Origin of the sequence: Kitasatospora sp. NPDC004745 (assembly GCF_042873275.1) — a bacterium.
Lineage (GTDB): Bacteria > Actinomycetota > Actinomycetes > Streptomycetales > Streptomycetaceae > Kitasatospora.
The window spans coordinates 1-3860 of the sequence record NZ_JBIALK010000065.1; the positions used below are offsets into that span (position 1 = coordinate 1).

The 3860-nt window shown below is 73.9% G+C and carries 8 protein-coding genes; 3 read left to right on the forward strand and 5 right to left on the reverse strand.

What is annotated here, in order from left to right:
* Positions 1-187: 187 nt before the first annotated feature.
* The 4 genes from ACFYUY_RS39985 to ACFYUY_RS40000 all read right to left on the reverse strand — a co-directional run bounded on the left by ACFYUY_RS39985 (position 188) and on the right by ACFYUY_RS40000 (position 1952).
* The gene (locus tag ACFYUY_RS39985) at positions 188-586 is read right to left on the reverse strand and encodes a DUF2267 domain-containing protein (protein WP_387908429.1); all 399 of its coding nucleotides are present in this window, start codon (positions 584-586) and stop codon (positions 188-190) included.
* A 59-nt stretch (positions 587-645) separates the two neighbouring features.
* On the reverse strand, positions 646-1050 hold the full coding sequence (locus tag ACFYUY_RS39990) for a DUF2267 domain-containing protein (protein WP_387908432.1): 405 nt from the start codon (positions 1048-1050) through the stop codon (positions 646-648).
* Positions 1051-1096: 46 nt separating this feature from the next.
* Positions 1097-1390: an STAS domain-containing protein gene (locus ACFYUY_RS39995; RefSeq protein WP_360220110.1), complete on the reverse strand. Its 294-nt coding sequence runs from the start codon at positions 1388-1390 to the stop codon at positions 1097-1099.
* Between the two features lie 127 nt (positions 1391-1517).
* The gene (locus ACFYUY_RS40000) at positions 1518-1952 is read right to left on the reverse strand and encodes an Hsp20/alpha crystallin family protein (protein ID WP_360220113.1); all 435 of its coding nucleotides are present in this window, start codon (positions 1950-1952) and stop codon (positions 1518-1520) included.
* A gap of 109 nt (positions 1953-2061) precedes the next feature.
* Here ACFYUY_RS40000 and ACFYUY_RS40005 point away from each other — a divergent pair, with 109 nt between their 5' ends.
* Positions 2062-2754, forward strand: a complete 693-nt coding sequence (locus tag ACFYUY_RS40005) for a type III effector protein (protein WP_387908437.1) — start codon at positions 2062-2064, stop codon at positions 2752-2754.
* Positions 2729-3091, forward strand: a complete 363-nt coding sequence (locus ACFYUY_RS40010; protein WP_360220119.1) for a hypothetical protein — start codon at positions 2729-2731, stop codon at positions 3089-3091. Before ACFYUY_RS40005 ends, ACFYUY_RS40010 begins: the two co-directional genes overlap by 26 nt.
* A 136-nt stretch (positions 3092-3227) precedes the next feature.
* Here ACFYUY_RS40010 and ACFYUY_RS40015 read toward each other — a convergent pair whose 3' ends face one another.
* The gene (locus tag ACFYUY_RS40015) at positions 3228-3401 is read right to left on the reverse strand and encodes a CsbD family protein (protein ID WP_360220122.1); all 174 of its coding nucleotides are present in this window, start codon (positions 3399-3401) and stop codon (positions 3228-3230) included.
* 123 nt (positions 3402-3524) lie between these two features.
* On the opposite strand from ACFYUY_RS40015, the gene ACFYUY_RS40020 reads away from it, so the two are divergent.
* On the forward strand, positions 3525-3695 hold the full coding sequence (locus ACFYUY_RS40020) for a hydrophobic protein (protein WP_360220183.1): 171 nt from the start codon (positions 3525-3527) through the stop codon (positions 3693-3695).
* The last annotated feature ends 165 nt before the right edge of the window (positions 3696-3860 follow it).

The following is a 3860-nucleotide window of genomic DNA, read 5'->3' on the forward strand; positions in this document are numbered from 1 at the left end:
GCTGTCTACGAGAGAAACGTTAGACCCGCCCGCGAGCAATGTCTACTCCGGCGCGCATAGATTTTGCGGCGCCCGCGAGTGAGGTAGTCTCCCGCTGCGCGGCGGCGACAACCCCCCGAGCCGCCGCCGCGCGCCCGGTGGGCGAGCTCCCGCACGGTGCCGGTGACGGTCTCCACCCGGTTCCGGGTCACGCCGCGGCGACGAGGTCGGCGCGGCCGAACAGGAGCGCGTAGCCGCGGGGCAGGTCCGCGAGAATCCGGTCGGTGAGCGGGTCGCCGGCCAGGTCGGCGAGGGCGGCCAGGACGGAGGAGGCGTCCCAGCGTGCACTGGTGAGGCTGGTGCTCAGGGCGCGGGCGGCGGCTTCGACGAAGGCCGGGGCGGCGACCGGCTCGGGCAGCGGGATCTGCGAGGCGAAGACGGCTCGGGCCCGCTCGGGCAGGGCCGCGGCGAGGTCGCAGCGCACCTCACCGGTGAGCTGGCTGCCGAGGGCGGCCAGGACGGCGTGCAGGACGCGTTCCGCCTCCTCGTCGGTGGTGTAGCGGCCGAGGGTGCGGACGTGCTGGAGAAGGAGGCGGTACCGGGTCATGGCGGTGGCCTTCCGGGGCGGGGCCGGCCGGGCGGGTGCGGCGGGCGGCGCGGACGGGTTCAGGGGCGGCGGCCGGGCTGGGGCCGGCCGAACAGCAGGTCGTAGCCGGGCGGCAGCTGGAGCAGGACACGCCCGGTGAGGTCGTCGCCGGCGGCGTCGGCCACCGTGGACAGGACGGCACCGATGTCCCACAGCGCGGTGTTCTCGGTGGCGCCCTCGATCCAGGCCGCCGTCGCGCGCGCGAACCGCTCGGCACTGAGCGGCTCGGCGGCCTGCAGCGGGTTGAGCAGGATCAGGGCCATGGTCTCGGGCAGGCGGGCGGCCAGTTCTGCGCGCACCCGACCTACCAGGTGGGCGCCGAGCAGGGCCAGGACGACCCGCGCCGCCCGCTCGGCCTCCTGGGGTGTGTCGTATTCGCCGCGTTCCCGGACCTCCTCCAGGAACGCCTCCCATCGAAGAGTCACCGCGGTTCTCCCTCCATCCCGAGGAACCGGTGCGAACGGTGCCCGGTCAGGGTTCGACGGCCAGGCGCCGGTGCAGACCGGTGAGTTCGAGCAGCCGGGCCACGCGGTGGCGGGCCCCTCGCAGGCTGAGGCGCCCACCGCACCGGTCGGCCTGGTTGCGGGCCCGGACGAGGGCGCCCAGGCCCGCGCAGTCCATGAACGTCACCTCCGACAGGTCGAGCACCACCTCCCGGTGCGACTCGAGCGCGGCGGCCAGGGCACGGCGCAGTGAGGGGGCGGTGTCGAGGTCGATCTCGCCGCCGGCCCTCACCACGAAGGGTTCGTGTTCTCGTCCGTCCATGGCGCGTTGCTCGGTCTCGGGCCGCCCGCTCCGGGGCCGGCCCCGGAGCGGGCGGCGTGCAGCCGGAGCGTTGCGCGCCGCCCCTCGGGGGGATCAGGAGCGGCGCGCAACAGTCCGGGGAGGGGGGTCAGGCCTGGATCTGCTTGCGGTCGCCGTTGTGGCTGATGGCGATCTTGCGGGGCTTGGCCCGTTCGGCGACCGGGATCTTCAGCGTCAGCACGCCGGCGTCGTAGTCGGCGCTGATCCCGGCGGGGTCGAGGGTGTCGGAGAGCATGACCTGGCGGGAGAAGACACCGAGCGGGCGCTCGGACAGTTCCCACTTCACGTTGTCGCCCTCGTGGCGGGGGCGGCGTTCGGCCTTGACGGTCAGCATGTTCCGTTCGACGTCGATGTCGATCGCCTGCGGGTCCACCCCGGGCAGGTCGAAACAGATCACGTACTCGTCGCCGACACGGCAGGCGTCCAGCGGCATCGGGGCCGGCCGGGACCAAGTGCCGTTCGTACCCAGGAACTGCTGGGTCAGCCGGTCCAGCTCGCGGAACGGGTCAGTGCGCATCAGCATCGCGAAACACCTCCACTGATCGATGGGAGCCAGTGCGCTTCACCTGAATCTGTTCTAACATGTCATCCATCCGATGACAAACCCCCGAGTCGCCCAAGGAGTGACACCAATGGGAAAGCGGCCCGACCCGCCCGCCACCGGGGGCAGCCCATCCACAGGACCGGCGTCCTTCCTCGCCGCAGCCGCCGCACTCGCCGCCATCGACGACGCCGTCCGCACCGCCCGGAACACCAGCCCGGCCACCCGGCCCGGGGCCGGTGCACCGGACGAGGGACCAGAGCCGGCCCTGGCCGCGCTGGTGCTGCTGCGCGAGCTGCGCAGCGAGCTCGCGGGCTGGGAGGCCGGTCTGGTGGAGAACGCCCGTGACGCGGGTGCCACCTGGGCGGAACTCGCCCGGCCCATGGGCGTCGCCAGCCGCCAGGCCGCCGAGAACCGTTACCTGCGCCTGCGCCCCGCCGACAGCGGCTCCCCCGACGCGGAGACCGGCGCGGAGCGGGTCAAGGCGGTGCGCGACCGGCGGGCCGCCGAACGCGCGGTCACCGTCTGGGCCCGGGACAACGCAGCCGACCTGCGCGTGCTGGCCGCCCAGGTCACCGCCGCGCCCGGCCTCACCCCCCGGGCCCGTCCCGCGCTGACCGCGCTCACCACCGCCCTCGGCGCCCCCGACCCGGCCGACCTGATAGCGCCCCTGGCGGCGATGCGCCCCCACCTCGCCGCCCACCCCGACCTCACCGACCGCCTCGACACCCTCACCGACCACACCGAACGCCTGCGCCATGACAGCGACCGACGACGCACCTGACCCCCACACCACCGCCGAGGAACGCTGGCAGCACATCGAAGACCGGCTCACCGCCATCGAACGCCGCATCCGCGAACACAGCACCGCCGCCATCGCCACCGTCGAGGCCTGCCTGGCCAGACTCGACACACTCCGCCACGACCTGGCCCACCGGCCCTGGCCCCCGCAGTCCTCCCCCGCGCCCGCGGCCCCTCCGAGCGTCCCGCCGCAGCCGGCGCGAGCCCCGACGGCCGACCCCTTCGACACGGCGGGGCGTCGGCGTACGCGGACCGTCCCCGACGCGCCGCAGCACCGCCCCGCCGACAGCCACCGGGCCACCGACGGCGCAACCGTGTGACAGGAGTGTTCCTCCGGCGCGGGGTTCCGGGCATCGGCATCACCGCACAGTGGGCCGTGCGGCCGACCGCGGCACGCCGGTGGCGGTGGTCCCGGCAGGAAGACAGCGGGACCACCGCCACGGCGCCGAAGGTCGATCAGTCCTTGAAGGCGTCCTTGACCTTCTCGCCTGCCTGCTTCACGTCCGCCTTGGCCTGGTCGGCCTTGCCCTCGGCTTCCAGACGCTCGTTGCCGGTCACCTTGCCGACGCCCTCCTTGACCGCGCCCTTGGCCTTCTCGGCAGTGTTCTCGATCTTGTCGCCGGCACTCATGCGGACCTCCGGTTCGTCGAAGCTGTCGGCACGGCGCCTGCCCCCGCCCGCCCGGAAGATTCCTCCGAATATTCGCCGCGGCCCGGGGCAAGCGGATCGCCGACGCCGACTATGGAGGTCGAGATGGTTCCCCTTCTTCTTGTTCTGCTGCTGGCACTGCTCCTCTTCGGCGCGGGCTTCGCACTGAAAGCCCTGTGGTGGGTGGCGGTCGTGGTTCTGGTGGTGTGGCTGCTCGGCTTCGTGGCCCGCGGTACCAGCGCATCCGGCAGCCGCGGCCGCTGGTACCGCTGGTAGGCGTCCGGGCGCCAACGCCCGGACGAACGAGGCAGCGTGGCGGGGGACCCCCCCGGGGGGGTGCCCCCCCCCACGGGCCCCCCCCCGCCCCCCCCCCGGCGCCCCCCCCCGGGGGGGCAGAAATCCCGGTCCTGGCCCAACGCTTTATGCTCGCCCCCGACCCGG